An 886-nucleotide genomic window follows, 5' to 3' on the forward strand; every position below is an offset into this window, starting at 1 on the left:
AGAGCAGGGCAAACATGCATGAGGTTTCCACGGGAACTTGGGAGAGCCTAACGTCTCCACTCGTAACCACCGGAATCAGGGATAACCGGTAGACCAAAGATCCAGGCCATTCATTCCGCCGTTGCCGGATGGAGGGCGATAAGAAACCGGCAACGCCGATGTGGTATCTAAGCCGAGGGAAACCGAAGGCGAGGAGACGGACGAAGGCAGTCTTAGCACCTTCATAGTACCGCCGAAGGATGGGGAATTGGCTCCACGAGACCCATCTGTCAGGGAAGGGAGGTGCCTGTTTGTGGACGTGTAACTCAGAAACATAACATGAACCAGAGTCATTGAGTACTATGTTAACAGAAGACTTACACATAGCAGAAAGGGCGAGGGCATACCCCGACCAGCCCTTGACAAATCTGGCGAGCTTCATTGACGATGCTCTGCTGAGCCAATGTCTGGATGCCCTGAATAAGAAAGGGGCACCCGGAGTAGACGGGCAACGCTGGAGCCAGTACAATGAACAGCGGGAAGAACGGTTGCCGGAGCTGCTCACGCAGTTCAAGAGCGGACAATATCGTGCCCCGGCGATTCGGCGCACGTACATCCCCAAAGGGGATGGTAAACAACGTCCGCTGGGACTGCCAACGGTGGAAGACAAGGTGCTGCAATCTGCAGTAACCAGAGTCCTTACCCCGGTCTACGAGCAACTGTTCTACCCCAACTCGTTTGGGTTTCGTCCGGGCAAATCGCAGCATCAGGCCCTGGAGATGCTCTTTAAAGACGTAAGTTTTAAAGGCAAATGCTACATCATCGATGCAGACATGGCCAATTACTTCGGGAGCATCGACCACGGGAAGTTGCGGGAACTACTCGATCTGCGGATAAAAGACGGTGT

The 886-nt window shown here is 53.8% G+C and carries 1 protein-coding gene; it reads left to right on the forward strand.

All coding sequences use genetic code 11. The features are described 5' to 3' along the window. Positions 1–341: 341 nt before the first annotated feature. Positions 342–886, forward strand: a 545-nt coding sequence (locus tag AABW11_RS20000; protein WP_340107102.1) for a reverse transcriptase domain-containing protein, incomplete at its 3' end; no start/stop codon positions are given.

It is taken from the genome of Rhodohalobacter sp. 8-1, assembly GCF_038150125.1.
In the GTDB taxonomy this organism is placed as follows: domain Bacteria; phylum Bacteroidota; class Rhodothermia; order Balneolales; family Balneolaceae; genus SW132.